At 73.5% G+C, this 4208-nt stretch carries 4 protein-coding genes; all 4 read left to right on the top strand.

Annotation, left to right across the window (positions count from 1 at the left end):
• Positions 1–1097: chemotaxis protein CheA (locus B351_RS0104685; protein WP_019397892.1), on the top strand; the 1097-nt coding region annotated here is incomplete at its 5' end.
• 112 nt (positions 1098–1209) lie between these two features.
• The gene (locus B351_RS0104680) at positions 1210–1950 is read left to right on the top strand and encodes a flagellar motor protein (RefSeq protein ID WP_019397891.1); all 741 of its coding nucleotides are present in this window, start codon (positions 1210–1212) and stop codon (positions 1948–1950) included.
• A 13-nt stretch (positions 1951–1963) separates the two neighbouring features.
• Positions 1964–2980 carry a flagellar motor protein MotD gene (motD, locus tag B351_RS0104675; protein WP_019397890.1) on the top strand — a complete coding sequence of 339 codons (1017 nt, stop codon included), beginning with the start codon at positions 1964–1966 and terminating at the stop codon, positions 2978–2980.
• Positions 2980–3765, top strand: a complete 786-nt coding sequence (locus B351_RS0104670) for a ParA family protein (RefSeq protein WP_019397889.1) — start codon at positions 2980–2982, stop codon at positions 3763–3765. Before motD ends, B351_RS0104670 begins: the two co-directional genes overlap by 1 nt.
• Positions 3766–4208 lie beyond the last annotated feature (443 nt).

Below are 4208 nucleotides of genomic sequence, written 5' to 3'. Positions count from 1 at the left end.
GAGAGCTGGTGCTGGCGCGCAACCGGCTCAAGACCCTGCGCGCGCGCCTGCGCGACGACGAACTCGACCGCGCCGTGGCCAGCCTCGACGTGGCCACCGCGCGCCTGCAGTCGGCGGTCATGCGCACGCGCATGCAGCCGGTGGGCAAGGTGTTCTCGCGCTTCCCGAAGGTGGCGCGCGACGTCGCCCGCTCGCTGGCCAAGGAAGTCGAACTGGAGATGGTTGGCGCCGACACCGAGCTGGACCGCAACCTGGTCGAGGCCCTGGCCGATCCGCTGGTGCACCTGGTGCGCAACGGCATCGACCACGGCGTGGAGGCGCCGGAAGTGCGCGAGGCCTCCGGCAAGCCGCGCGTGGGCCGGCTGCGCCTGGCCGCGCAGCAGGAAGGCGACTACGTCACCATCGAGGTCCAGGACGACGGCGCCGGCATCGATCCGGAGCGCCTGCGCGCCAAGGCGCGCGAGAAGGGGCTGATCGACCCGGAGGCCGCGGCACGCCTGGGCGCGGACGAATGCCTGCAGCTGGTGTTCCTGCCCGGCTTCTCCACCAAGACCCAGGTCACCGACATCTCCGGCCGCGGCGTGGGCATGGACGTGGTGCAGTCGCGCATCCGCGAGCTGGGCGGGCAGATCCAGATCCAGTCCGAGCTCGGCCGCGGCACCCGCTTCCTGATCCGCGTCCCGCTGACCCTGGCGATCCTGCCCACCCTGCTGGTGCAGGCCGGCGAGGCGGTGTACGCCCTGCCGCTGGCGCGGGTGCAGGAGGTGCTGCACGCCAAGCCCTCCGCGCTGGGCTGGTTCGACGGCCGTCCGGTGATGGACCGCCAGAGCCATACCCTGCCGCTGGTGGACCTCCGCCGCTGGCTGGGGCTGGAGCCGCTGTCCGGCAACGGCGCCCTGACCGTGGTCGTGCTGCAGATGGGCGACGCCCGCTTCGGCCTGATCGTCGACCAGGTGCGCGGCCGCGAGGAAGTGGTGATCAAGCCGCTGCCCAAGGCCCTGCGCGGCCTGCCCGGCTATGCCGGCGCGACCCTGATCGGCGACGGCCGCCTGGCGCTGATCCTGGACGTCGACGGCCTGCGCGCCAGCAGTCCGTGAGCGCGCGGCGCACGCCGTGCGCGTGCGCCGTTCCGCGCAGCCGCGCGCCGGCGGCGATGCCGGCGGGCGTTCCCGCTCAAGTCCCAGTCCACGTGCGCCGATAACCCGACATATGGACATCCTCAGCCTCATCGGTCTGCTCCTTGCCCTGGTCGCGCTGATCGGCGGCGCCATCCTCAAGGGCGCCGGCCTCGGTTCGCTGTGGTCGGCCGCCGCGTTCGTGATCGTGATCCTCGGCACCTTCGCCGCGATCTTCGTGCACACCCCGCCGCCGGTGTTCAAGCGCGCCCTGGGCATCGTCGGCTGGGTGCTGCGCCCGCCGGCCGCCGACCGCGCCGCGCTGATGGCGCAGATCCTGGAATGGAGCAACATCGCCCGCCGCCAGGGCCTGCTGGGCCTGGAGCAGCAGGTCGGCGAGCAGGAGGACCCGTTCCTGAAGAAGGGCCTGCAGATGCTGGTCGACGGCGTGGAGCCGGAGCAGATCCGGCACATGCTGGAGATCGACCTGGAGAGCCAGGAGAACCAGGAGCTGGCCGCTGCCAAGGTGTTCGAGGGCATGGGCATCTACGCCCCGACCCTGGGCATCGTCGGCGCCGTGTTCGGGCTGATCGCGGTGATGAAGAACCTGGCCGATCCGTCCAAGCTCGGCCACGGCATCGCCGCCGCGTTCACCGCGACCATCTACGGCATCGCCTCGGCCAACCTGTTCTTCCTGCCGATCGCCTCCAAGCTCAAGGCGGTCATCGGCCGCCGCACCGGCGAGCGGGAGATGATCATCGAGGGCCTGATCGCGATCGCGCAGGGCGAGAACCCGCGCAACATCGAATCCAGGCTCGCCGGCTTCCTGCACTGACCCGGAGCCGTCGATGGCGCGCAGGAAGAAGCACGAGGAGCACGGCAACCACGAGGCCTGGGCGATCCCCTACGCCGACCTGATGACGCTGCTGCTGGCGTTCTTCGTGGTGATGTACGCGATCTCCACCCTCAACGAGGGCAAGTACCGGGTGCTGGCCGACGCCCTGACCGCCGCCTTCGGCGGCGCGCCGCGCACCATCAACCCGGTGCAGGTCGGCAACTTCCAGCTGCAGGGCTCGGACTACGACCGGCCCTCGCCGATCAAGTCCGGCGCCCGCCACGGCCCGTCTGCGCCCTCGCCCGCGCCCAACCCCACCCTGCTTCCGGCGCTGGCCTCGCACATGCGCACCGGGGTGCCGCTGGACGTGTCCGACCGCGCCGCCGTGCAGCGCGCCCAGCGCCAGCTCGGCAACATCGCCACGCGCCTGGAGGAGGCGCTGGCGCCGCTGGTCGACGCGCGCCTGATCACCGTCCGCCGCGCCGAGCTGTGGCTGGAGGTGGAGATCAACAGCGACATCCTGTTCGACACCGGCTCGGCCGCGCTGGACGCATCCGCGCGCGAGGTGCTCACCCGCCTGGCCGACGTGCTGCGCGAGACCCCCAACCCGGTGCGGGTGGAGGGCTATACCGACAACCGCCCGATCAACACCGTGCAGTTCCCGTCCAACTGGGAGCTGTCGGCGGCGCGCGCGGCCAGCGTGGTGCACCTGTTCTCGGCGCAGGGCGTGGCCCCGGAGCGGCTGGCCATGGTCGGCTACGGCGAGCACCGCCCGCGCGCGGACAACCTCACCGAGGAAGGCCGCAACCGCAACCGCCGCGTGGTCCTGATCGTGCTGGCCGCGCCCGGCGCCGCCGGCGATGCGGACCCCGGCGCGGAGGAAGGCGTGGCGGTCAAGAGCGGCGCGCAGGTGCCGATAGCAGAGGTGGCAGCCAGCCAGCCGGTGCCCGGGCGCGCGGCACCCGGCCAGGCGGCCACCGCTGCCGCGCCCGGCGCGGCAGCCGAAAGAACCACAGGAGGATCCGACTGATGCGCGTGTGGGCGATCGCCAACCAGAAAGGCGGCGTGGGCAAGACCACCACCACCCTGGCCCTGGGCCGCGGCCTGGCCGCGCGCGGCAGCCGCGTGCTGCTGGTGGACCTGGACCCGCATTCGTCCCTGACCCGCACCTTCGGCGTGCCCGCCGACCCGGCCCCGGAAGGCGTGATGGAGCTGTTCGCCACGCCGCCGCGGCCGCTGGCGAGCCTCGCCCGGACCAGCGCGGTCGAGCGCCTGGACTACGTGTGCGCGCAGACCGCCCTGGCCACCCTGGAGCGGCGCAGCGCCAACCAGCCCGGCCTCGGCCTGGCCCTGGCGCAGGCCCTGGCCCGCCATGCCGGCCAGCACGACTACGTGCTGCTTGACTGCCCGCCGACCCTGGGCCTGCTGATGATCAACGCCCTGGCCGCGGCCGACCGCGCGATCATCCCGACCCAGGCCGAGCCGCTGGCGCTGCACGGCCTGGCCGGCATGCGCCGCACCGCGGAGATGGTCGAGCGCTCGCGCCGGCGCCCGCTGCCGGTGTCGGTGCTGCCGACCCTGTACGACCGCCGCACCCGCGCCGGCCAGGAAGCACTCAAGCGCATGCAGGACGAACACGGCGAGCGCGTGTGGGATGACGCGATCCCGGTCGATACCCGGCTGTGCAATACCGAACTGCTGGTGCAGCCGTTTGCCGACGAGGGTGCCTATCCCGGGCGTGCCCTGTCCGCCTACCGGCGTGCGCTGGACTGGATCCTGGCCAGCGATGCCCAGGCCCTGGAACAGGCGGCATGAACGGGGTCGCGGCACTGGACGACTACCTGGACGGACTGCTGGCCCCCGAGCCTGCGGCCGGCGAGGCCGCGCCTGCCGCCCAGGCCCCTGCGGGCGATGCGCAGGCTCCCTCGCCGCCGCCTGGAGCGGAGGCTACGGTCATGGACGAGCGCCCGGCTGACGTTCCGGCTGACGTTCCGGCTGACGTTCCGGCTGCCGTGGCTGATGCGGCGGCAGACCTGGCCGAGGCTCCGTCGGAGGCCGCGGTCGGGCCCGATGGAGCGGCCGGTACCCCGGCGCCCGCTGACGCCACCGAAGCCGCCCCGGCGGCGGCCGCCGTCGAGCCCGCCCCGGCAGTGGCGGCCCCGGCAGAACCCGCCCCCGGCCCGGCGGCGGTCCCGGCTCCCGCGCCCGCTCCGATGGTGGCCCCTGCTCCGGCCCCAGCGCCCGCTCCCGCGCCGCGC

The organism is Pseudoxanthomonas sp. GW2, assembly GCF_000283075.1.
Classification (GTDB): Bacteria; Pseudomonadota; Gammaproteobacteria; order Xanthomonadales; family Xanthomonadaceae; genus Pseudoxanthomonas.
The sequence above is the reverse complement of the archived record's forward strand: the minus strand, read 5'-3'. Positions and strand labels throughout refer to the sequence as shown.